We start from the raw sequence: 22,313 nt of genomic DNA, 5'->3' as shown, positions 1-22,313 counted from the left end.
CGTCTTCTACCACCCGCTCGACATGCCGGAGGATATCCGCAACCTCATCCTGCTGAACCCGCTGGTGCATGTCACCGAATGGATGCGGCAGGGCTACTATCACGGCTACGAAAGCCCCTTTCTCGATATCCCCTATCTGTTCCAGTGGACCATCGGCAGCCTGCTGGCCGGCACCGTGCTGTTCGCCGCCACCGCGCGGCAGATGCGGCGGCCGGCGTGATGGTGCTGCTCGAAGGTGTCAGCAAATTCTATCGGCGGGCGGATGGTGGCAGGCGGGCGATCCTGCGCGATGCGACCATCGCCTTTCCGGCCGGGCTCAAGGTGGGCGTGCTCGGCCCGAACGGCGCCGGTAAATCCACGCTGCTGCGGCTGATCGCGGGGACGGAGCCGCCGGATGCCGGGCGCATCCACCGCCATGGCCGCGTCAGCTTCCCGATGGGCTTCGCCGGCACCTTTCACCCGCAGCTCAGCGGGCGGGAAAATCTGCACTTCCTCGCGCGCATCTATGGGCTGGATGCGGCGGCGATGGTGCGCTCCGTCGCCGATTTCACCGAGATGGCGGCGGAGCTGGACGCACCGCTGGAACATTATTCCTCCGGCATGGCGGCGAAGTTCGCCTTCGGCGCTTCGCTCGCCATCGATTTCGACGTCTATTTGGTGGATGAGATCACCGAGGTCGGCGATGCGCGTTTTCGCGCCCGATCCGTCGCCGCCTTCCGCGACCGGCTTCGCCATGCCTCGCTGATCCTTGTCTCCCACAACAGCCACACCATCCGCAGCCTGTGTGACTGCTGCGCGATCCTGTCGGGCGGCGAGCTGATCGCCTTCGACACGGTGGATGAGGCGCTGGAGCGTTATTCCGAACTGATGGGAGTGGCCGATGCTTGAGACGGTGCGGCGCCGGGCGCCGGTCGCCGATATGCTGCGCGCGGCGGAGCGGGAGCGTCCCATCGCCACGCCAAGGCCGCAGCCGATACCGGTGCGCAAGCCCGCGCGGACGGGGCTGTGGCTGGGCTTCGTGTTCCTGGTGCTGCTGCCGACCATCGGCTTCGGCAGCTGGCAGGTCTACGGCGCGGCGGACCAGTATGCGGTGGAGATCCGCTTCGCGGTGCGCCCGGCGGATCCGTCCCGCGCGGCGCTGCCCGCCGGCATGCTGGCCGGCGCCGCCGCCGGAAATACCGATGCCTATGCGGTGGTGCAGCATCTGCAAAGCCGCGCCGCCATCCTGGCCGTGGCGCAGCATGCCGATGTGCGCGGCATTCTCGGCCGGGCAGAGGCGGACCCCTTCGCGCGGCTCGATCCGGAGGCGCCGATCGAAACCGCGCTGCGCGCCTGGCGGCGCCAGGTGCAGCCCTATTACGACCGGGCCAGTGGCATCGTCACCGTGGAAGTGCGCGCCTTCGCACCAGCCGATGCGCTGGCCCTGGCGCAGGCGGTGGAGGCGGCTTCGGAGGCATTGGTGAACGGCATGTCCGAGCGCAGCCGCGCGGAGCTGATGGCGGCGGCGGAGCGCGATGTGGCGCTCGCCGAGCAGCGCTTCGCCGCGGCCCGCGCCGCCGTGCAGGCCTTTCGCGACCGCAGCCAGGAAGTGGACCCCCGGCGCGACGCGCAAGCCTATTCGGAACACCTGGTGCGGCTGCGCTCCGAACTGATCGCGATGCAGGGCCAACTCGCCACGCTGCGCGCGGTGATGAGCGACACCGCGACGCCGGTCATGCAGCTGCTCGGCAATATCCGCAGCACGGAACAGCAGGTGGCCGCGGTGCAGGCAAGGCTGACAGAACGCGACCCGGGTGCCCGCACGCTCAGCCACAGCATCGGCAGCTTCGAGGCGGTGGAGACGGAGGCGATCTTCGCCCAGCGCGCCTATGAGGCCGCGATGGGTTCGCTGGAACGCGCCCGCACCGAAGCCTCCCGCCAGCAGGTCTATCTCGCCTCCGTGGTGCGGCCTGTGGCGCCGGAGCGCGCGATCTACCCGATGCGGATCACCAACACATTGACCGTCTTCGCCGTCGCCGTGCTGGCGTGGTTCGTCGGCCTCATCGCCTTGCGCGCACTCAGGGAACATCTGCCATGAGCTACCTAGATCGAAGCAGTACCGTGCGGGACGGCGCGGCAGGGCAGGGGCGGCGCGTGCTGCCGCTGGGGCCGGGGGAATTGCTGGTCGAGGCCAGCTGGGGCGGCTTCATGGTGGTGCCGGCCTTCAACCTCGATGTCGCCATCGGCGTGACGCGTGACGGTGTGCATGAGGCCTGGACCACGCGGCTGGTGCAGGAATTGCTGCGGCCGGGCGATACCTACCTGAATGCCGGCGCCAATTTCGGCTATTTCGTCTGCCTCGCCGGCCGGCTGGTGGGGGCGGAGGGGCACGTCGTCGGCGTCGAGCCGAACCCGCATATCCTGCCCTTCCTGATGAAGTCGCTCTACTGGAACGGCAGCATCGGCAACACCGAGATCATCGCCCGCGCGCTGGCCGAGGTGCCGGGCGAGGAACTCGAATTCCACTTCGACCCGCAATATCTCGGCGGCGGCGCGGTGCGCGGCATGCCGCAGGGCGTGCCGCCCGCAGAAGGCGCGCGCGGCGGCCTGGCGGATGCGTTGTGGTCGGCCGACAGCGTCGCCCGGCTGCAGGATGGCGATGGGCGCTGGATCAAGGGCATGGGGCTGATGCTGCCCTTCACCGCGCGGACCACCAGCATCGACACGGTGCTGGCGCAGCTGGCGCTGCCGAAGCTCGACCTGCTGCATCTGGACATCGAGGGTTCGGAGCCCTTCGCGCTGCTTGGCGCGCTCAACACGCTGCGCGACTCGCCACGGTTGAAGCTGATCACCGAATGGTCGTCCGGCCATTACCGGCTCGGCTCGCCCAGGTTGCGCGACGCCTTCGATGCCGTGTGGGGGCACCTTGTGGGGCTCGGCTACGGCGTGCGGCTGGTGCAGCCGATGCTGGCCCCTGATGGCGGCATCCATGTCTCGCCGCGGCTGAGCCACGAGACCATGACCGAGAGCGCGCCGCATGGCGACTACGTCTGGATCAAGGCCGAGGAGGACCCCTTCCGATGAATGCCCCCGTCACCACGCTGCGCGCCCAGGATGGGCTGGCCAGCGAGACCGCCGCGCGCAACCCGGGCTGGGCGGCCGGGATGCGGCTGGCGTTCCTGCACATCCCGAAGACCGCGGGCACCGCCTTCGGCGCCGCCCTGGCGCAGCGCTTCGCGGTGCATGAAATCGCCAGCACACATCGCATGGCGCTGACCGGCGGCGCGGCAGACCCGCTGCTGACGCAGATGATTCCGCCTTACCGCGCGCTGGGCATCGGCAGTCATCTCGACCAGGACAAGCTGGATGCGATTGCCGCCGCGCTGCCGCCCGGGCAGCGGCTGTTCATCGTCACGGTGCTGCGTGAGCCTCGGGCGAGGCTGATCAGCCAATATCGTCATTGGCACCGCAGCGAGGACAGCAGCATGCGCGGCCTGCCGGATGAGCACCGGGAAGCCTTCATGGCCGCCCGCAACCTCTCTCTGGGTGAATTCCTGGAAGCCGCCATTCCCTACGCGCAGGCGCATTTCCGCAATACCCAGGCCCGCATGCTGTGCGGCCATGGCAGCAGCGAACTGATGGACGAGGCCGCGCTGCTGCGGACGGCACTGGCCAATCTGGCGAGCCATGACGTGGTGACCACCACCGAGACGCTGGATGACGGCATGGCGCGCATCGCGGAGGCCTTCGGCTGGTCGCCTCCGGATTCCGTGCGCCCGCTGAACGTTGCCCCCGGTGCGCCACTGCCGGCCCTGGCGCCGGAGGTGGAGGCGCTGATCGAGGATCATATCCGCGTCGACCGGGCGCTGTGGGATGCGGCGCAGGCGATCATGACGGCACCGCGCGTGCCGCGCCCGGCGCGCAGCTACTACCGCCCCAAGCCCGCGCTGGTCACCACCCTGCTGGAAGGCGGCCGCAGCCGCTTCGGCATGGAGGATGCGCTGGATGGCACCGGCTGGCATGTGCGGGAAGGGGCGGGGGCGACACTGGCGCGCTGGACCGGCCCCGGCCGCCGCGCGACCATCCGCCTGCGCGCGCCGCAGCTTCGGCAAGTGGAACTGGGGATCCGCCTGGTCTCGGTGCTGGACTGGGCGATGCTCGAAGGCCTGGTGCTGACGCTGGACGGCGTGGCGCCCGGTGCGCCGCCGACGGTGCAGCACGGCGCCGGGCAGCCGCTGCTGCGCGCGCGCTTCGACCTGCCGGACGCCGGCGACGGATTGCGCGACCTGGTCATCGAGGTGCCCTTCACCCGGTCCCACCACGACGTTGATCCGCAGATCGACGACAGGCGCCAGAAGGGCCTGGCGATCGGCGAGATCACCCTGTCGCCTCTGCCGGATGCGGCGACCGGCCCGGCGACACTGGGGGCGCTGTTCTGGCCCGGTGAGAGCTGGTCCGAGCGCGCGCCCGCCGCGCTGATGGACCATGTTCCGCACCACCGGCCGGAGGTGGCGGCGCCGCTGGCCCAGCGCAACCTGACGCTCGACCTGCCGCTGCTGCGCGGGCTGCTGGAACTGGCGCGGCCGGACCATGTCTGGGTCGCCGCCGGGCGCAGCGTCCTGCAGGAGCTTGAGCGTGGCGAGCCGCTGGCGCTGCCGGCGCCCGGTGGCCGGTTGGCCATTGTCGCAACGCTGTTCGAGATTCCGGCCCGCGCGGCGCCGATCGCGGCGCTGGCCCGGCGGTATCCCGAGGCCGTTCTGCTGCTGGCCTGCGCCGAGGATTTCCGGCTGCGCAAACTGGTTGCCAATCCGCTGCTGGCGCCGCATCTGCACCTCGTCGGCTGCACCAACGCCATCCTGGTCGTCAATCTGGCGGCAATGATCCGTGATGGCGGGGCGGAGCGGATGGAGGCCTTCCTGCTGCTGCTGGAGCGCATCGCCACCACGATTCCGGAGGCCGTGGCGACGCAGCTTTCCGATTTCGGCCCGGCCTATGTCCTGCAGCAGATCGATGCGACGCTGCGGGGGTTGGAGGCGCTGCTGGACGGCGCCGGCACGCCGCGGCAGTCGCTGGCCACCCTGATGCTGGAGCCCGCGCCGCCGCCGCCACCGATCGCGGCCATCGAGGACCGGGTTCGGCGGCTTGTGGCGCGAGGCGATACGCCGATGGCCCTGGTGGAGCCCGCGCTTACCGGCCGCCTTCTGGCGCTGGCCGGGCAACTTGCCGCCGCTGCCACTGCGCCGGCGCAGTGGCAGGCGGCGGTGGCCGCCCATGAATGCGCCTTCCGCATCACCGCGCTGGTCGCTGGATGGGTGGAATTCGGCCTGGGCGCCAACAGCACCGGGCAGCTTGCCATGCGGCTGCGCGCCGAAGGCCAGCCCCTGCCGCTCTACCCCAAGCCGGCCAAGCCGTTTCGAGAATATATCGACTTCTACAAGGGCGAGGCGCGCGCCATGGCGGCGAACCCCGCCGCGCCCGGCCTCGTCACCCGGCTGGATAGCATGCGGGGCGGGCTGGACCACGTGACCCGGCTGAACATGGCAGCGCGGGAGATCGAGCTGGCGCTGCGTTTGCTCGGCGACCGGCATCCGGGGGAGGAGATTCTCTGGGTGGATGCGGGCTGTTCCTATGGCGTCGTCATGAATGCGGTGCGCACGCCGCAGAATATCGAGGGCCGCTGCCGTTTCCTCGGCCTGGACTTCAACCCGCCGGCAATCGAGACGGCCCGGATCGTCGCCGGCAACCTGGGCAACGCCCATTGCCGGTTCGAGGTGGGGGATGTGGCCGAAGCCCAGAGCCTGGCGAGCGGACAGCGCATCCACCTAATCACCGCCTTCGAGGTGCTGGAGCATTGCCCGGACCCCCTGGCGGTGCTGATGGCCTATCGCGCGATGAACCCCGGCATGCTGGTGGCGGGCTCGCCCCTGGCTGAACAACAGGCGATCTTCCCGGCGGAGCAGCATATCTGGGCCTTCGATGCCCGCGGCTTCGCGGCCCTGGCGGAAGCCGCCGGCTTCAGCGTGATCGGCGTGAACCAGCGGCAGGTCGGCGCCTTCGTCGGCGGGCATGACTGGGTGACGGTGACGGCGACCACCGGCGTGGCGGCGGAGATGCACATGGTCTGACATGCCGGTCTCGTGACAGCACCATCTTGACGCTGTTGCGGATTCGTTGCGGGCGGTGGCGTTGCTTGCGCCAGCCGTAATGGATAGATCGCGGCATGAACAAAGCCACCCTGCTGCTGACGCTGCTCCTCGTCCCGCTGCCGGCCCTGGGCCAGGGCGCCCCGCCGACGCTGGCGGAGACGCTGACGCCCACGGTCGGCACCGTCACGCCGCCACCGCCCGACCCCTATGGAAGCTGGACGTTCAACTACGAGAACGACACGCTGGGCGGCACTGACCAGAACTACACCAGTGGCTTGCAGTTGGCCTGGCGCTCCCCATCCGCCGAACTGCCGAGCCCGCTGCGCTGGCTGAACGAGCAGGCCACCAGGCTGCTCGGCCCCGGGCAGGTGCGCTGGGGCGCCGGCGTGGCGCAGGCAATCTATACGCCGACGGATACCCAGCGCCGCATTCCGGACCCGCGGGACCGGCCCTATGCCGGGCATCTGTATGGCGCGCTGGTGCTGCAGCGGGATTCCGGCAATTCGCTCAGCACGCTGGAAATCCAGGCCGGCGTCGTCGGCCCGGCGGCGCTTGGCGAATTCGTGCAGAATTCCGTGCACAAGGCGATCCGGGTTGACACCACCCAGGGCTGGGACAGCCAGCTGAAGGACGAATTCGCGCTGAACCTGATGTTCGAGCGTACCGTGCGGACCGCGCCGCTGGAACTCGGCGGGTTGCAGGCGGATCTGCTGCCCTCCTTCTCGGTCGCGGTCGGCAATGTGGCGACCTATGCCGGCGCCGGGTTGGTGATGCGGCTGGGGCAGGGGCTGGAGGCGGATTTTGGTGCGCCGCGCATCCGCCCCTCCCTGGTCGGCTCCGCCTTCTTCCAGCCGCGCGAAGCCTTTGGCTGGTACGGTTTTGTCGGAGCCCAGGGTCGCGCCGTGGCACGCGACATCTTCCTGGACGGCAACACCTGGCGGGATGGCGGCCCCTCCGTGGATAAGCGGCCGCTGGTGGCCGATGTGACGGCCGGCCTGGTCGTGCACTACCGCGGGCTTCGGCTGGCCTACAGCCATGTCTGGCGCACGGAGGAGTATTACGGCCAGCGCGGCGGGCTGCAGAGCTTCGGCTCCGTCGGCTTCACCGCCCGGTTCTGAAATCGGCCGCGGCACTGCCGCGGCTTTTTTCGGGTTGCGGCTGCAATCGATTGCGGGCACACTCCGCCTGCCGGTTCCCATGGCGGGCGCGGCGGGAAGAAACGGGCCCTCAATGAACCAGACCGAAGCCTCCGGCCTCGGCCGGCGCGCGTTGTTCGCTGCCGGTGCGGCCGCCTCCGCCCTTGCCGTGGCCGCAAGGCCGGCACCAGCCGCAGCCCAGGCCCAGGCAGCCGTGGGCCAGCCCATCCTGCTGCGCGGCGCGCTGATCCTGTCCATGGACCCGGCCATCGGCGACCTGCCGCAGGGCGACATCCTGGTGCAGGACGGCACGATCCGCGCCGTCGCCGCCAGCATACCGGCGCCCGACGGTGCGCTGGTGGTGGATTGCGCCGGGCGCATCGCGCTGCCGGGCATGGTGAACGGCCACATCCACCTGGCGCAGTCCATGCAGCGTGGCCTGTCCACGGAACACGCCTTCGGCGGCTATTTCCAGACCATCGTGCTGCGCCATTCCAACCGGATGACGCCGGCCGATGTGCAGCTGGCCGACCATGCCGGCGGGCTGGAACAGATTGCCGCTGGCGTCACCACCGTGATGGACTGGTCGCGGGAGACGATGTCCCCCGACCATGCCGATGCCGCCCTGGCCGGGCTGGATGCGGCCGGCATCCGCGCCATCCTTGCCTATACCGCGCCGCCGATCCCGCAGGGTGGCGACGCGGCGGCGATCCATGGCCGGATGATCGCCCATGCCCGCAGCCTGCTGGCGGCGCGGGCGGAGGGGCTGGTGCGGATCTGGACCTGCCTGCAGGGCCCGGATTTCACGCCGCTGGAGCCCGCCCTGGCGGATATGCGCCGCCTGGCCGAGCTTGGCGTGCCGATCGCCATCCATACCGGCGCCTCCATCTACCCCAATCGCAAGCCCGGCCTGCTGCGGCTGCTGGATGCGCAGGGCCTGCTGAATGAGCGGCTGCAGATCGTCCACGCCAACGGCCATGAGCCGGCGGAATACAAGCTGGCCGCCGAGCGCGGCGTGATGCTGTGCTCGACGCCGGAGGTCGAGATGCGGATGGGCCATGGCCATCCTGCCATGTTCCAGGCGGCCGCGGCGGGGATGAAGGTCTCGGTCGGCACGGATATTCCCTCCATGGTCGGCGGCGGGCTGTTGCCGCAATTGCGCGTGGCGCTGGCGGCGGAGCTGCACCGGATCAACCTCGCCGCGCTGGCGGCCGGGCAGGGGGTGCCTGCCACGCCGCCCATCACCGCGCGGCAGATGCTGGAATTCGCCACCATCGGCGGCGCCCGCGGCCTGGGGCTGGATCGCGTGACCGGCAGCCTGACACCGGGCAAGCGCGCCGATCTGCTGCTGGTGCGCGCCGACCAGCCGCTGACGGCACCACGCAGCGACCCGGCCGGGCTGGTGCTACTGCAGGCCAGCGCCGGGGAGATCGAGACGGTCCTGGTGGATGGCCGCTTCCGCAAGCGGGACGGGCGGCTGGTGGACCCGGGGGCGGATGCCGTCTTTGCCCGCCTTCAGACGCGGGCGGAGGAGATGGCGGCAGCCGCTTCACGCTAGCCTGTTTGATGCCAGCGCAACCGTGCGTTGCCCCGCCCCCCTGGGCTGTGGCATCCAGCGGCATGAACCCGACTCGGCGCATCATCCTTTCCGCCGCTGCCCTCCTGATCGCACCGCGCGCGCAGGCGGCCAGCCAAGGCTTCGATGCCTTTCTCGATGGCGTGCGCGCCGATGCGCGGCGCGCCGGCATCTCGCAGGGCACGCTCAACCGCGCATTCAGTGGGCTACGCCCGAATGACCGGGTGCTGGAACTGGACCGGCGGCAGCCGGAATTCACCCAGACCTGGGAACAATACCGCGACGCCCGCCTGTCGCAGCAGCGCATCGAGGCCGGCCGCCGCGCCTTCGCCGACAACCGCGCGACGCTGGAGGCCGTGCAGGCGCGCTTCAGCGTCTCGCCCCGCATCGTCACCGCGATCTGGGGGCTGGAGACCAACTACGGCGGCTTCATGGGCAACATGAACGTCATCCAGTCCCTGGCCACGCTGGCCTGGGACGGACGCCGCGCCACCTATTTCCGCAACGAACTGCTGGCCGCGCTGAAGATCCTGGATGCCGGGCATGTGGCGCCGGAGCGGATGCGCGGAAGCTGGGCCGGCGCCATGGGCCACCCGCAATTCATGCCGAGCAATTTCGATCGCCTGGCCGTGGACATGGATGGCGATGGCCGCCGCGATATCTGGGACAACCGGGCCGATGCGCTGGGCTCGATCGGCAACTACCTCGCCCGTTCCGGCTGGCGCGATGATGAGCTGTGGGGCCGGGAAGTGGTGCTGCCGTCCGGCTTCAATCCCGAACAGGCCCGCCGCGACAACATGCGCCCGCTGCGCGACTGGGTGCGGATGGGCGTGCGCCGGCCGGATGGGGTGGAACTGCCGCCGCTCGACATGCAGGCGGCGGTGCTGATCCCTGGCCCGAGCGGGCAGGCCTTCCTGATCTACCACAACTTCAACGTCATCCGCCGCTACAACCCTTCCAACTTCTACGCCCTGGCGGTCGGGATGCTCTCGGATCGCGTCGCCTGATGCGGGCTGCCGGATTGGGGCTGATGGCGGCGCTGGTTCTCGCCGGGGTCGCGGGTTGCGCGCGGCGCGATGCCGCGCCGGTGGCGCAGCCGCGCTACATGATCGGCGCGCCCTACCAGATGGGCGGGCTGTGGTCCTACCCGCGGGAGGATTTCGGACTGGAGGAGAGCGGGTTGGCGGTCGTTGCCGCCGATACCCGCGCCGGCCGCCGCACCACGAATGGCGAGGTGCACGACCCCACTTCACTGTCGGCCGCGCATCGCACCCTGCAGCTTCCGGCGGTGCTGGCCGTGACCAATCTGGAAACCGGTCTGCAGGTCGAGGTCCGGGTGAATGACCGTGGCCCGGAGAATCCCGGCCGCGTCGTCGCGCTTTCCCGCCGCGCGGCGGAGCTGATCGGGCTGCGCCCCGGCGGCGTGGCGCAGGTGCGGATCGCGGTGGTGGGGGAGGCGTCGCGCGCCTTCGCCGCCGGCCTGCCGAATGCCGAAGCGCCGCCGCTGGAAATCGCGGCCGCGCCGCTGGGGGAGGTGGGGCGTGAGAATCTGGCCCCGCCACCCGGCGCCACCCAGGCGGCACAGCTGCGCCAGGCCCGGCAATTCCCCGGCGCCGGCCAGTCTGGCGCGGCGATGTCCGCCACCACCGGCACCGCGCCGCCGCTGCGCCTGCCGGAACGGGTGACCCGCGTGCCGGCACGGCCCGGGCAGCTCTGGGTTGAACTCGCCACCTTCTCCCGCCGTGACCTGGCGGACCGGCAGGCGGCGCGGCTTTCGGGGCTGCGGGCACGGGTGGATGTACTGGGCGGGCGCGGCCGTGGGGTGCAGCCGAGCTACCGCGTGCGGCTCGGCCCCTTCAACACGGTGGCGGAGGCCGACAGGGCGCTTGAGGGGACTCTGCGGGCTGGCGTATCGGAAGCAAGACTCCGCGTAGACTGAACCACGCCGCAATACAGGGAGGCTGCCGATGCGCCGCCGCGACATGATGGGGGCCGCTGCCGGCCTCACCACCGGCCTCAGCCTGTTCGGCGGGGAGGCGCTGGCGCAGCGCCAGGCGCCGCAGCGCGCCGCGCGGCCGGCGCCGCCGCCGACCAGCCCGGCGAGCACGCCGCTGGGGCCGCTGGATACCAGCGCCCGGCACGCGCTGATCATCGATTTCGATACCGGCGCCATTCTGCTGGACAAGGCCTCGGATGAGCGGATGCCGCCATCCTCCATGTCCAAGCTGATGACCATGTATGTGGTGTTCGAGCTGCTGAAGAACGGCCGGCTGCGGATGGACCAGCAATTGCCGGTCAGTGAGCGCGCCTGGCGCATGGGCGGCAGCAAGATGTTCGTCGAGGTCGGCAGCTCGATCAGCGTGGAGAACCTCTCGCGCGGCGTCATCGTGCAATCCGGCAACGATGCCTGCATCGTGCTGGCCGAAGGCATCAGCGGGTCTGAGACGCAATTCGCGGAGCTGATGAACGAGACGGCGCGCCGCATCGGCCTGCGCGACAGCACCTTCCGCAACGCCACCGGCTGGCCGGACCCGGAACACCGCATGACCGCGCGCGACCTGGCGACGCTGGCGCGGCGGATCATCCGCGATTTCCCGGAATACTACAGCCTGTATAATGAACGCAGCTTCCGCTGGAACGACATCGCGCAGGAGAACCGCAACCCGGCGCTCAGCCGCGTCGCCGGCGCCGATGGGCTGAAGACCGGCCATACCGAGGAAGCTGGCTACGGCCTGACCGCCTCCGCCATCCGTGGCGGCCGCCGCCTGATCCTGGTGGTGAACGGCCTGCCTTCGATGCGTGCACGGGCGGAGGAAAGCGAGCGGCTGTTCGAATGGGCCTTCCGCGAATTCGAAAATGTGGTGGTGTTCCGCGCCGCCGATACGGTGGAGGAGGTGCCGGTCTATCTGGGCGACCGCCCGACCGTGCCGCTGGTCGCCGGGCGGGACCTGGTGCTGACCCTGCCACGGCAATGGCGCCGCAACCTGGAAGTGCGGGTGCGCTACGATGCGCCGGTGCCGGCGCCGGTCAGCAAGGGCCAGGGCATCGGCACGCTGATGATCAGCGGGCAGGGGGTGCCGGAGATGAATGTGCCGCTGATCGCGGGCGCCGATATCGACCGGCTCGGCATGTTTCCGCGCATCCCGGCCGTGATCGGGCGCTGGTTCGGCGGCTGAGGTTCGGTCGGCGCGCTTTGGTCAGCCATGCCGCTGGATGACCGCCTTGCCCAGCATGGGCGGGGCGGGTGCATGGTGGCGGCCGGCGTTCCAGAAGCGGCTCAGGCGCGGGTTTCCGCGTCGCATGGCTTGAGTGTGGCGCGGGAAGCGGCGAGATAGGGCCATGCAGCAACACGGCCGGTTCATCACATTGGAAGGTGGCGAGGGGGCCGGGAAGTCCACCCAGGCGCTGCGCCTTGCCGCACATCTGGCGCAGCGCGGCCTGCCGGTGCTGCTGACGCGCGAGCCTGGCGGCGCCCCGGGGGCGGAGGCGATGCGGCGGCTGCTGCTGGGCGGCGCGGGGCTTGACCCGCTGGCGGAGGCGCTGCTGGTCTTTGCCGCGCGGCGCGATCATGTGGTCAGCACCATCCGCCCGGCGCTGGCGGCGGGGATCTGGGTGATCTCGGATCGCTTCGCGGACAGCACCCGTGCCTATCAGGGCCATGGCCAGGGCGTGCCGGCGGCGGCGATCGAGGCGCTGGCCGGCATTGCGCTGGAGGGCCAGGCACCGGCGCTGACGCTGGTGCTGGACCTGCCCGTCGAGATCGGCATGGCACGCGCCCGGCGCCGCGGCGTGGCGGCGGACCGCTATGAGAAGCTGGACGCCGCCTTCCACCAGCGCATCCGCGACGGGTTCCGCGCCATCGCGGCGGCGGAGCCGGGCCGCTGCGCCGTGGTGGATGCGACGCCGGATGCGGATGCGGTGGCGGCGCGGATCTCCGCCATCGTCGATGAGCGCCTGCCTGCCGGTTCCCCCGCATGAGCCGCGCGCCGCGCGCCATCAAGGAACAGGTCTTCGAGGACGACCCGGACCTGCCGGTCCGCGGCATGCCCGATCTGTTCGGCCACCACGCGGCGGCGGAGACGCTGCAGCGCGCCGCGCAATCCGGCCGGCTGCCGCATGCCTGGATGCTGGCCGGGCCGCCGGGCATCGGCAAGGCGACGCTGGCCTATCGCTTCGGCCGCTGGCTGCTGGCCGGCGGCCCGGAGGGGCAGGTGCCGCCCGCCGCCACGCCGCTGCATCTGGACCCGCAGCACCCGGTTTTCCGCCGCGTCCTGGCCGGTGCCCATGCGGATCTGCGCGCGTTGCGGCCCAATACGGGCGAGAAGGGCGGGGTAAAGATGGTGATCCGGGTGGAGGATTCCCGTGACGCCATCCGCTTCCTGGCCATGACGCCGGCCGAGGGGGGCTGGCGCTTCGTGCTGGTGGACGGGGCGGAACAGATGCGCCCCGAAGCGGCGAACGCCCTGCTGAAGACGCTGGAGGAACCGCCGCCGCGTGCCGTGCTGGTGCTGACCACCGCCGCGCCAGACCGGCTGCTGCCCACCATCCGCAGCCGCGTCCGCCGGCTGGACCTGTCGCCGCTCAGCCCTGCCGAGCTGGACCCGCTGCTGATGCGCCTGCTGCCGCAGCTTTCGGCGGGCGAACGCGCGACGCTCGGACAGATCGCGGAAGGCTCGGCGGGGCAGGCGGTGGCGCTGGCGGAGGGCGAGGGGCTCGCCCTGCAGGCGCTGGTGGACCAGGTGCTGGGCGACCCGGGCAATCGGCGGCATTGGCATCCGGTGGCGGATGCGGTGGCGGCGAAGCGCGATGGCAGTGGCTTCGCCACCTTCATCGCGCTGCTGCGGCGGGCGATCTCGGCCGGGGTGCGGCAGGCGGCGCGCGGGCAGGGGGTGCCGCCCTGGCTCGAGGGCCGTCCGCTTGCCGAGTGGTCGACCCTGTGGGATAGCCTCGGACGGCTCGCAGCCGAGACGGATGTGCTCAGCCTGGACCGCAAGCAGGCGGTGCTGACGGCGCTACTCTGGCTCTCGCCGTCCCGGCGCTGATGGGCGAGAAAGCGGAACTTAATGCTGTGACCTCAAGCTCCTACATCACCACGCCCATCTACTATGTGAACGACAAGCCGCATGTCGGGCATGCCTATTCGACGCTGGCGGCCGATGTGCTGGCGCGCTGGCGGCGGCTTCAGGGGCGGCAGGTGTTCTTCCTGACCGGCACGGATGAGCACGGCCAGAAGGTGGAGAAGGCGGCGCAGGATGCGGGGATGGACCCGCAGGAATTCACCGACAAGGTGAGCCAGAGCTTCCGCGACCTGACCACCACCATGGGCTTCTCCAACGACGCCTTCATCCGCACGACGGAGGACCGCCACAAGCGGGCCTGCCAGGCGTTGTGGACGAAGCTGGTCGAGAATGGCGAGATCTACCTCGGCGCCTATGAGGGCTGGTACGCCGTGCGCGACGAGGCCTTCTACGGGCCGGATGAACTGGTGGAGCGGGATGGCGTGAAATACGCCCCCTCCGGCGCGCCGGTGGAATGGGTGAAGGAGCCGTCCTACTTCTTCCGCCTCTCGGCCTGGGCGGAAAGGCTGCTGGCCTATTACGACGCCAACCCGGATTTCATCCTGCCGGCCAGCCGGCGGAATGAGGTGGTGGCTTTCGTGAAGTCGGGGCTGTCCGACCTTTCCATCTCGCGCACCTCCTTCACCTGGGGTGTGCGCGTGCCGGGCGACGACAGCCATGTGATGTATGTCTGGATCGACGCGCTGACCAATTACATCACCGCGCTCGGCTTCCCGGATGAAGCCGCGCCGGAGTGGAAGCTGTGGCCGGCCGAGGTGCATTTCGTCGGCAAGGACATCCTGCGCTTCCACGCCATCTATTGGCCGGCATTCCTGCTGGCCGCCGGCCTGCCGGCGCCGCAGCGCGTCTTCGCGCATGGCTGGTGGACCAATGAGGGGCAAAAGATCTCGAAAAGCCTCGGCAACGTGATCGACCCAGTGGCGCTGGTCGAGGAATTCGGCCTGGACCCGCTGCGCTACTTCCTGCTGCGGGAAGTGCCCTTCGGGCAGGATGGCGATTTCTCGCGATCGGCGCTGGTCAACCGGCTGAATGGCGAGCTGGCCAATGCGCTGGGCAACCTGGCGAACCGCACCCTGTCGCTGATCCAGCGCAATGCGGATGCGCTGCTGCCGGAAGCCAGCGACCCGACCGAGGCCGATGCGGCGCTGGCCGCCCAGGTTGCGGCGCTGCCGGGCGTGGTCGGCGCGCATCTGGACCGGCAGGAATTCCACCTGGCGCTGGAGGCCATCATGGCCGCGGTGCGCGACGCCAATGGCTACATCACCGTCGCCGCGCCCTGGGCGCTGAAAAAGACCGACCCGGTGCGCGGCCTGGCGGTGCTGCGCCACCTGCATGATGCGCTGCGCGCCTTCGCCACGGTGCTGCAGCCCTTCATACCGGGCACCATGGCAAAGCTGCTGGACCAGCTCGGCGTACCGGAGGCGGCGAGGGGGCTCGAACACCTTTCCACGCCGCTGCCCGCCGGCCTCGCCCTGCCGCCGCCGGAGCCGCTGTTCCGCAAGATCGAGACGGCCGCCTGACCATGCTGATCGTCGACAGCCATTGCCACCTGGACCATTTCCAGGGGGCGGAGCAGGCCGATGTCGTGGCGCGGGCCAAGGCCGCGGGCGTCGGCATCATGGTCACCATCGGCACCCGCATCGGCCCGGGCGCCGCCACGGTGCGGGAGATTGCTGATCGCTACGACAACGTCTTCGCGACGGTCGGCATCCACCCGCATAATGCCGGCGAAGGCGAGGTGCCAAGCGTCGAGACGCTGCTGGCGGAGGCGGACCATCCCAAGGTGGTCGGGCTCGGCGAAAGCGGATTGGACTATTTCTACGACAAGGCGCCGCGGCCGGCGCAGCAGGAAGGTTTTCGCCGGCATATCGCCGCCGCCCGGCAATCCGGCCTGCCGCTGGTGATCCATGCACGGGATGCGGATTCCGATATCGCGGCGATCCTGGAGGATGAGGATGCGCGGGGGAAATTCCCCTTCCTGCTGCATTGCTTCTCCTCCGGCGCCGAACTGGCGCGGACCGCGGTGCGGCTCGGCGGCTATGTCTCCTTCAGCGGCATGCTGACCTTTCCGAAGTCGGATGCCATCCGGGCCGTGGCGGCGGAGGTGCCGGCGGACCGGCTGCTTGTGGAGACGGACAGTCCCTACCTCGCCCCCGTGCCCTTGCGCGGCAAGCGCTGCGAGCCAGCCTATACCGTGCATACCGCGGCCAGGCTGGCGGAGGTGAGGGGGCTCGGCCTCGCCGCGCTGGCGGAGCTGACGACAGGGAATTTCCACCGGCTGTTCAGCCGGGCCAAAGGATGAAGGTTACGCTGCTGGGCTGCGGCAGCTCCACGGGTGTGCCGCAGATCGGCGGGGCGGATGGGCGGGGCGCCTGGGGAGCCTGCGACCCGGCGGAGCCGCGCAACCGGCGCAGCCGGACCTCCGCCCTGGTCGAAGATGCGGCGGGACGGCGGCTGCTGATCGATGCCGGGCCGGATCTGCGGCAGCAATTCCTGTCTTGCGGATTCGCAACGATTGATGCGGTGGCCTTCACCCATGCCCATGCGGACCATGTGCTGGGTATCGACGACCTGCGCAGCGTCAACCGGCTGACCGGCACGGCGCTGGATGCCTTTGGCAGCGCGGAGACGCTGGAAATGCTCAAGCGCCGCTTTGACTATGTTTTCCTGCCGCCCACGCCACCCGGCTTCTACCGCCCGGCGCTGACGGCCCGCACCATTGCGCCCGGGGAGACGGTGGAGATGGCCGGCATGCCGGTTCAGGTGTTCCTCCAGGACCATCGGGTGATGGAGACGCTGGCCTTCCGGTTCGGCCGCTTCGCCTATTCGACGGATGTAGTGACCATGCCGGAGGAGACCCTGGCAGGGCTGGAGGGGCTGGATACCTGGGTGGTCGGCTGCTTCCAGCGCAAGCCGCATGCGGTGCACGCCAATGTGGCGCAGGTGCTGGACTGGGTGGCCCGCCTGAAGCCCCGGCGCACGGTACTGACCCATATGGGCAACGACCTGGATTACGCCGAGCTGCGCCGCACGCTGCCCGCCGGCGTCGAACCCGCCCATGACGGCCAGGTGCTAACCGTCCCGGACGCCTGATTCACCCTCTGTTCCAGCACTCCCGGCGCCGCAAACCCCCCAATACCGGAATATTATGGAAACCGACGCTTTCCTCCCAGACTTATCCCCGTCCAAGATTTTTCCATAATATATATTATGCGGCAATTGTATTTGGGGATAAATCCGGGAGGGTTTGGGGATTGTCGGTGCTGGGCCAGGATGCAGGCCCCGTCCCCGGAGAGCAGCCTTCCATGTCGCACACTGATCCCGCCGCCGCGCTGACGCGGCTGCTCGCCATCATGGTCCGGCTGCGCGCGCCGGATGGCTGCCCGTGGGACCAGGTGCAGGATTTCGCCTCCATCGCGCCCTACACCGTCGAGGAAGCCTATGAGGTGGCGGACGCCATCGCCCGCGGGCCGGACTTTCCCCAGTTGCAGGATGAGCTGGGCGATCTGCTGCTGCAGGTCGTCTATCACGCGCAGATGGCCAGCGAGGCCGGCCGGTTCGGCTTCGCCGAGGTGGCCGAATCCATTGCCGCCAAGATGATCCGCCGCCACCCGCATGTGTTCGGCGAGGCTGCGGCGCGCGATGCCGGCATGCAGAACCTGGCCTGGGAGGCGCAGAAGGAAGCCGAGCGCGCCGCCCGGGCCGAGACCGGGACGCTCGCCGGGGTTCCGGTGGGTCTGCCCGCCCTCACCCGCGCGCTGAAAATCTCCCGCCGCGCCGCACGGGTCGGCTTCGACTGGCCGGATGCCGGCCAGGTGCTGGACAAGCTGGAGGAGGAAGCGTCGGAACTGCGGGCGGAGCTGCCCGGGATGGACAAGGCGCGCCAGGCGGATGAGCTGGGCGATCTGTTCTTCGTCATGGTGAACCTGGCTCGCAAGCTGGAGCTGGACCCGGAAACCTGCCTCGCCGCGGCAAATGCGAAGTTCGAACGCCGCTTTGTCGCGGTGGAAAAACGCTTGGCAGCGCGCGGCCTGGCGCCGGCGGATGCCGGCCTCGAAGCCATGGAGGCAGAGTGGCAGGCCGTTAAGACTGCGGAACAGGGTTGATGTTGTAGTTATACTACACAAACAACGGAGCACTACAAAATCACTACAGTGTCGGGAGACCTCTGGCACAGAGGGTGAACGGCGGGCTTTCGCGCGGCCGCTACGCTGCCGGTAGCCATCTTCCGCGGCAAGGCGGCGTGGCCAGGGGGCGCCCTGAGCTTCCGGGAGTGGCAAGCATTCCCAAGAACCTGCGGTAGTACTGGATTCCGCATGAAAAAGCAGACACTCTATTGCTCGGACGAGACAAATGGTTGACAGATGGTTGGTCTGTATACGCCTAAAGTCGTTGCGCCTTCTCCACCATCTCGAAGAAGGAACGGGCGCTACGGCTTGAGGCTTCTGGCTCGGCAGCCCCAACTTCTTCGAGTGCATCGCCTCCAGGGTCCGCGAGGTCTGCCCCGGGCCCGGCAACGCGTTTGCCTCTACGCGCACCGGCCCTGCCCGGCCGCCACATCCAGCCGCCACGCCGGGCCACACCAATGGGCGCAGGTACTCATCCTGAAGGGGCTGTCCGTTGCCGAGACGGTGGCGCGGTTCAGGATCGGCGAGACCACGCTTTACAATGCGTTGCGCAGCGAACGGGGAACCCACGCGGTGCCAGGGTCAGGCTTCGAGCATTGGGGAGCGGCAGGATGACGCCCACGAAGCGTTTTCCCATCGTCGGCATCGGCGCCTCGGCTGGCGGGGTCGAGGCACTTCAAGGCTTATTCCGCGCCATGCCGGTGGATCACGGCATCGCCTTCGTGGTTATCACGCACCTCGGGCCCGGCCGCGAGAGCGAGCTGCCGGCCATCCTTGCCAGCTGCACCGCCATGCCGGTGACACCCGCCCGGGACGGAGAGCCGGTGCTGCCCAACCACGTTCACGTCCTGCCGAACGATGGCATTCTCACCATCGCCAACGGTCAGCTCCGGTTGCAGGCCCAGAGCCCGGCGGCGCCACGCGAGCGGCAGCCAATCGACATCTTCCTCGCCTCACTCGCGCAGGACCAGGGCGAATGTGCCGTTGGCATCATCCTCTCGGGTGGCGGCAGTGACGGCGCGCTCGGCGTCAAAGCCATCAAGGAACATGGCGGCCTCACGCTGGCGCAGGGCACTGATGGCACAGCGCCACGCCATTCCAGCATGCCCACCAGCGCCATCGCCACCGGCACGGTCGACCTTGTCCTGCCGGTTGAGGACATGCCGGCGCGGCTGGTTGAGTTCGCGCAAGGGCTGAGTGCCTTCGACAGTCTCGCCGCTGACGACAAACATCGGGCCACGGCGAAACGCCTGGCCACCGCACGCGGCGCCATCTGCTCCGTCCTGCGCGGCCAGGTCGGCCACGACTTCTCCGGTTACAAGGAAAAGACCTTCCTGCGGCGGGTGCGGCGCCGCATGCTGGTGCGGCACATCAGCAGCCTGGACGCCTATGTGGAGTTCCTCCGCCGCGAACCGGATGAGGTCGTGGCTCTGTTCCGTGATCTCCTGATCAACGTGACAGGATTCTTCCGGGACGCCGCTGCCTTCGAGGCGCTCGCCACGCAGGTTCTGCCGGCCCTGTTCGAGGCTCGCGACGCGGAGGATAGCGTGCGCGTGTGGGTGCCGGGCTGCTCCACCGGCGAGGAGGTCTACTCCATAGCCATCCTGCTGTGCGAGCGCATGGAAGGGCGGCGCGACTGTCCACGGGTCCAGATCTTCGCCACCGATATCGACGAGCCGGCCCTCGCCATTGCCCGCGCCGGCCGCTACCCGGCGCCGCTGCTGAAAGACATGGCGCCGGCGCGGCTGGCCCGCTTCTTTGCCGACGAAGGCGCTGCCTATGTCGTGACCAGGGAGTTGCGCGACCTTTGCACCTTCTCCTCGCACAGCCTGATCCGCGATCCGCCCTTCTCCCGGATCGACCTGATTTCCTGCCGCAACCTGCTGATCTACCTCGACGGGATGGTGCAGGAACGGGTGATCCCGACCTTTCACTATGCCCTCAAGCCCGGTGGTTTCCTGTTCCTCGGGATATCGGAAAACGTGACGCGGCATGACGACTTGTTCGCTCCGATGGACAAGACGCATCGAATCTTCCGGCGTCGTGACAACAACCGTGCCGGGGCACCGCTCCCGGCATTGCCGCTTGCGCCGAGCGGCCAGCCTTGGTTCGGCCGCCGGCCCGCCCGCCCTGCCCGCGCGGAGGGTAGGATGGACCTGCGGCAGGAAGTTGAGAATCTGGTGCTGGAGCAGTTCGCGCCGGCTTATGTCGTGGTGGATCGCGAAGGCGACATCGTTCTGCAGTCCGGACGCCTCGGGAGATACGTGGAGCCGGCCCCCGGCGTGCCCAGCCGCCAGCTGATTGCCATGGCGCGCCGCGGCCTGCGGCTCGAGCTTCGCGCCGCGCTGCGCGAGGCGATGGAAACGCGCCGCAAAGTGGTGCGCCCGCGCGTCGAGGTGGAGGTCGAAGACCGCATCCAGGCGATCGAACTGACCGTGTCGCCGCTGCCCAGCCGCGACAGCGCAGAGCCGATCTTCGTGGTGCTCTTCACGGAGCTTGGGCCACCGGTTCCCGTTGGTGAGCACAGCGCGCCCCCCGCGACCGGCGGAGAGGCTGTCGCGATGGCGCAGCTCGAGCATGAACTGCGTGAAATCCGCGAACGCCTGCAGTCGACGATCGAGGAATACGAGACCGCGGTCGAGGAGCTGAGGTCGGCCAACGAGGAAATGGTCTCGGTCAACGAGGAACTGCAATCCACCAATGAGGAGTTGGAGACGGCGAAGGAGGAGCAGCAATCGGTCAACGAGGAGCTGCAGACCGTCAACCTCGAACTGGCGGGCAAGGTCGAGGAGCTGGATCGCGCCAACGCCGACCTGAGAAACCTGTTCGAGAGTACACGGATCGCGACCCTCTTCCTCGATCGCAACCTTCTGATCCGCAGCTTCACGCCGGCGATGGCGGGGATTTTCAATCTCATCCCGGCCGACCGAGGCAGGCCGCTGGCCGACCTGGCCAGCCACCTCGACGGGATTGACATGCAAGCCGAAGTGGAGGGTGCGCTGGCTCGTCGCGAGCCGGTCGAGCGGCGCGTCACGACGCATGGCGGCGCACGCCACCACCTCATGCGGCTGCTGCCCTACCGGGCCGTGGATGGAGAGGTCGATGGTGTGTTGGTGACCTTCGTCGACGTATCGAGGCTAGTCGAGACGGAAAACCAGCTGCGCACCCTCATCGCCGAGCTCAACCACCGGGTCCGCAACATGCTTCAGGTGGTGACGGCCGTCGCCACGCACACGCTTCGGGAAGCACCGGCTCCGCAGGAGTTCGCGGACAGCTTCGGAGGGCGGCTACGCGCCCTGGGCCGTGCGCATAACCTCGTCTCGCGTGAAAACTGGGGTGACGTGCAGTTGCACGAGCTGATCAAGACAGAGATCGAGCCTTACGCCACGCAGCCGGAACGCTTCTCCATCACCGGCCCGCAACTGCCGCTGGGCCCCAAGATGGCCGTTGCCTTGGGCATGGCCGTGCACGAGCTGGCGACGAACGCGGTGAAGTATGGCTCGCTATCGGTCGAAGGCGGGCGGGTGGTGATATCCTGGTTAGTCGAGGAGCAGGATAACGGTGCCAAGCTCGTGCTGCACTGGCGGGAAGAAGGAGGACCTCACGTGAAGCCGCCGACGCGGCGCGGCTTCGGGTCGAACCTCGTCGAACGGCAGGTCCGCTACGACCTTCGCGGCACCATCGAGATGGACTTCCAGGAATCGGGGCTGCAGGCCGTCCTGACTGTGCCGCTGCCGCTTAGCCCCTTCGCGCCGGCAAGCGACGCCGTCGCCGCGTCCGACTGAGGCATTCGCGCCCTTGCATGACCGCGACCGCAGCGCCTTCCCCGCGGCGATCGCCACCGGCCGCCGCATAGGCTTCAGCTGGTCGGCGACCCCTCCCCGGCCCTGACCACCTTCTTTTCCGGCAACGGAATCCATTCCGTCTCGCCGGGGACCGGCGTGCCGAAGCGGTCCCGCGCCCAATCGGCCTTCGCCTGCTCGATCCGGTCACGGGAGGAGCTGACGAAGTTCCAGAACAGGTAGCGCGGCCCGTCCATGGTGGCGCCGCCCAGCAGCAGCAGGCGCGCGCCCATCGGCCCGGCCTTCAGGGACATGCGGTCGCCGGCGCGGAACACCAGCATCCGCCCGGCCTGGTCGTGTCCCGGGTGGTGGTGTAGGAGGACCGAAGCCCGGGGCGCGTAGCGAAGCCCCTGGCTGAGCGAAGCGGAGCGCCCTGGGCGGCCACCGCGGTGATGCTCGGTAGGGTTGGGTTGCTGAGACCAACAACCC

Annotated in this window: 17 protein-coding genes and 1 pseudogene; 17 read left to right on the top strand and 1 reads right to left on the bottom strand. The window is 69.3% G+C overall.

The window, feature by feature from the left end:
• The 17 genes and pseudogenes from Q8S40_RS19725 to Q8S40_RS19645 all read left to right on the top strand — a co-directional run.
• Nucleotides 1–220, top strand: a pseudogene (locus Q8S40_RS19725) (hypothetical protein); the annotation flags it as partial.
• The gene (locus Q8S40_RS19720; protein WP_305671759.1) at nt 220–888 is read left to right on the top strand and encodes an ABC transporter ATP-binding protein; all 669 of its coding nucleotides are present in this window, start codon (nt 220–222) and stop codon (nt 886–888) included. The pseudogene Q8S40_RS19725 and the gene Q8S40_RS19720, both read left to right, overlap by 1 nt.
• The gene (locus Q8S40_RS19715) at nt 881–2,077 is read left to right on the top strand and encodes a hypothetical protein (RefSeq protein ID WP_305671758.1); all 1,197 of its coding nucleotides are present in this window, start codon (nt 881–883) and stop codon (nt 2,075–2,077) included. The genes Q8S40_RS19720 and Q8S40_RS19715 overlap by 8 nt, the downstream gene beginning before the upstream one ends.
• Nucleotides 2,074–3,063, top strand: a complete 990-nt coding sequence (locus tag Q8S40_RS19710) for an FkbM family methyltransferase (protein ID WP_305671757.1) — start codon at nt 2,074–2,076, stop codon at nt 3,061–3,063. Before Q8S40_RS19715 ends, Q8S40_RS19710 begins: the two co-directional genes overlap by 4 nt.
• Complete coding sequence (locus Q8S40_RS19705) at nt 3,060–6,104, top strand: methyltransferase domain-containing protein (protein ID WP_305671756.1); 3,045 nt, start codon at nt 3,060–3,062, stop codon at nt 6,102–6,104. The genes Q8S40_RS19710 and Q8S40_RS19705 overlap by 4 nt, the downstream gene beginning before the upstream one ends.
• Before the next feature lie 95 nt (nt 6,105–6,199).
• Entirely contained in the window at nt 6,200–7,243 is a 1,044-nt protein-coding gene (locus tag Q8S40_RS19700) for a lipid A deacylase LpxR family protein (protein ID WP_304814043.1), read from the top strand.
• Between the two features lie 112 nt (nt 7,244–7,355).
• On the top strand, nt 7,356–8,819 hold the full coding sequence (locus Q8S40_RS19695; RefSeq protein ID WP_305671755.1) for an amidohydrolase family protein: 1,464 nt from the start codon (nt 7,356–7,358) through the stop codon (nt 8,817–8,819).
• Between the two features lie 62 nt (nt 8,820–8,881).
• On the top strand, nt 8,882–9,844 hold the full coding sequence (locus tag Q8S40_RS19690; protein WP_305671754.1) for a lytic transglycosylase domain-containing protein: 963 nt from the start codon (nt 8,882–8,884) through the stop codon (nt 9,842–9,844).
• A 23-nt stretch (nt 9,845–9,867) separates the two neighbouring features.
• Nucleotides 9,868–10,776 (top strand): septal ring lytic transglycosylase RlpA family protein, encoded by a 909-nt coding sequence (locus tag Q8S40_RS19685; protein WP_305671753.1) that lies wholly within the window; start codon nt 9,868–9,870, stop codon nt 10,774–10,776.
• 28 nt (nt 10,777–10,804) lie between these two features.
• Nucleotides 10,805–12,013: a D-alanyl-D-alanine carboxypeptidase family protein gene (locus Q8S40_RS19680; protein ID WP_305671752.1), complete on the top strand. Its 1,209-nt coding sequence runs from the start codon at nt 10,805–10,807 to the stop codon at nt 12,011–12,013.
• Between the two features lie 163 nt (nt 12,014–12,176).
• Complete coding sequence (gene tmk, locus Q8S40_RS19675; protein ID WP_305671751.1) at nt 12,177–12,815, top strand: dTMP kinase; 639 nt, start codon at nt 12,177–12,179, stop codon at nt 12,813–12,815.
• Entirely contained in the window at nt 12,812–13,879 is a 1,068-nt protein-coding gene (locus tag Q8S40_RS19670; RefSeq protein WP_305671750.1) for a DNA polymerase III subunit delta', read from the top strand. Before tmk ends, Q8S40_RS19670 begins: the two co-directional genes overlap by 4 nt.
• A complete protein-coding gene (gene metG, locus Q8S40_RS19665) occupies nt 13,879–15,435 on the top strand; it encodes a methionine--tRNA ligase (protein WP_305671749.1) in 1,557 nt (518 codons plus the stop codon). The genes Q8S40_RS19670 and metG overlap by 1 nt, the downstream gene beginning before the upstream one ends.
• Nucleotides 15,436–15,440: 5 nt before the next feature.
• Nucleotides 15,441–16,217, top strand: coding sequence for a TatD family hydrolase (locus Q8S40_RS19660; RefSeq protein ID WP_305671760.1), 777 nt, complete (start codon nt 15,441–15,443; stop codon nt 16,215–16,217).
• Nucleotides 16,214–17,008 (top strand): MBL fold metallo-hydrolase, encoded by a 795-nt coding sequence (locus tag Q8S40_RS19655; protein WP_305671748.1) that lies wholly within the window; start codon nt 16,214–16,216, stop codon nt 17,006–17,008. Before Q8S40_RS19660 ends, Q8S40_RS19655 begins: the two co-directional genes overlap by 4 nt.
• 212 nt (nt 17,009–17,220) lie before the next feature.
• Nucleotides 17,221–18,021: a nucleoside triphosphate pyrophosphohydrolase gene (mazG, locus tag Q8S40_RS19650; protein ID WP_305671747.1), complete on the top strand. Its 801-nt coding sequence runs from the start codon at nt 17,221–17,223 to the stop codon at nt 18,019–18,021.
• A gap of 632 nt (nt 18,022–18,653) precedes the next feature.
• On the top strand, nt 18,654–21,827 hold the full coding sequence (locus Q8S40_RS19645; RefSeq protein ID WP_305671746.1) for a CheR family methyltransferase: 3,174 nt from the start codon (nt 18,654–18,656) through the stop codon (nt 21,825–21,827).
• A 74-nt stretch (nt 21,828–21,901) separates the two neighbouring features.
• Here Q8S40_RS19645 and Q8S40_RS19640 read toward each other — a convergent pair whose 3' ends face one another.
• Complete coding sequence (locus Q8S40_RS19640; protein WP_371136865.1) at nt 21,902–22,165, bottom strand: pirin-like C-terminal cupin domain-containing protein; 264 nt, start codon at nt 22,163–22,165, stop codon at nt 21,902–21,904.
• Nucleotides 22,166–22,313: the final 148 nt, after the last annotated feature.

It is taken from the genome of Falsiroseomonas sp., assembly GCF_030695085.1.
GTDB lineage: Bacteria > Pseudomonadota > Alphaproteobacteria > Acetobacterales > Acetobacteraceae > Falsiroseomonas.
Note: the sequence above shows the minus strand (reverse complement) of the source record. Positions and strands in the feature narration are given on the sequence as shown.

Coding starts and splice junctions, on each gene's coding strand:
- Q8S40_RS19680 (WP_305671752.1), top strand. CDS start 10,805: ATGCGCCGCCGCGACATGATGGGGGCCGCTGCCGGCCTCACCACCGGC.
- Q8S40_RS19720 (WP_305671759.1), top strand. CDS start 220: ATGGTGCTGCTCGAAGGTGTCAGCAAATTCTATCGGCGGGCGGATGGT.
- Q8S40_RS19690 (WP_305671754.1), top strand. CDS start 8,882: ATGAACCCGACTCGGCGCATCATCCTTTCCGCCGCTGCCCTCCTGATC.
- Q8S40_RS19685 (WP_305671753.1), top strand. CDS start 9,868: ATGGCGGCGCTGGTTCTCGCCGGGGTCGCGGGTTGCGCGCGGCGCGAT.
- Q8S40_RS19695 (WP_305671755.1), top strand. CDS start 7,356: ATGAACCAGACCGAAGCCTCCGGCCTCGGCCGGCGCGCGTTGTTCGCT.
- Q8S40_RS19700 (WP_304814043.1), top strand. CDS start 6,200: ATGAACAAAGCCACCCTGCTGCTGACGCTGCTCCTCGTCCCGCTGCCG.
- Q8S40_RS19710 (WP_305671757.1), top strand. CDS start 2,074: ATGAGCTACCTAGATCGAAGCAGTACCGTGCGGGACGGCGCGGCAGGG.
- Q8S40_RS19640 (WP_371136865.1), bottom strand. CDS start 22,165: ATGCTGGTGTTCCGCGCCGGCGACCGCATGTCCCTGAAGGCCGGGCCG.
- Q8S40_RS19705 (WP_305671756.1), top strand. CDS start 3,060: ATGAATGCCCCCGTCACCACGCTGCGCGCCCAGGATGGGCTGGCCAGC.
- Q8S40_RS19645 (WP_305671746.1), top strand. CDS start 18,654: ATGACGCCCACGAAGCGTTTTCCCATCGTCGGCATCGGCGCCTCGGCT.
- Q8S40_RS19670 (WP_305671750.1), top strand. CDS start 12,812: ATGAGCCGCGCGCCGCGCGCCATCAAGGAACAGGTCTTCGAGGACGAC.
- mazG (WP_305671747.1), top strand. CDS start 17,221: ATGTCGCACACTGATCCCGCCGCCGCGCTGACGCGGCTGCTCGCCATC.
- Q8S40_RS19655 (WP_305671748.1), top strand. CDS start 16,214: ATGAAGGTTACGCTGCTGGGCTGCGGCAGCTCCACGGGTGTGCCGCAG.
- Q8S40_RS19715 (WP_305671758.1), top strand. CDS start 881: ATGCTTGAGACGGTGCGGCGCCGGGCGCCGGTCGCCGATATGCTGCGC.
- metG (WP_305671749.1), top strand. CDS start 13,879: ATGGGCGAGAAAGCGGAACTTAATGCTGTGACCTCAAGCTCCTACATC.
- tmk (WP_305671751.1), top strand. CDS start 12,177: ATGCAGCAACACGGCCGGTTCATCACATTGGAAGGTGGCGAGGGGGCC.